At 38.7% G+C, this 235-nt stretch carries 1 protein-coding gene; it reads right to left on the reverse strand.

Annotated elements, in window-relative coordinates; all coding sequences use genetic code 11:
- Nucleotides 1-235: hypothetical protein (locus PL8927_RS28250; RefSeq protein WP_197047600.1), on the reverse strand; the 235-nt coding region annotated here is incomplete at both ends.

The following is a 235-nucleotide window of genomic DNA, read 5'->3' on the forward strand; positions in this document are numbered from 1 at the left end:
TCGCTTCACTAGAAGTAGCATCAGGAATAAATACAGACTCACTACTGTTTTGAACTCCTGTAGTTGGGGAAGTTATGGTAGCTTGACTTTCTCCTCCCGCACCGATGTCATTGACAATAGAAATAGAACTAGAATTAGAACTAGAACTAGAATTATTATCGTTATTATTATCAGGTTCTAGGATTACGGTTGTCTCTGTCGTGGGTAATATATCCGTACCACTAATAGCTGTTGC

Origin of the sequence: Planktothrix serta PCC 8927 (assembly GCF_900010725.2) — a bacterium.
Classification (GTDB): Bacteria; Cyanobacteriota; Cyanobacteriia; order Cyanobacteriales; family Microcoleaceae; genus Planktothrix; species Planktothrix serta.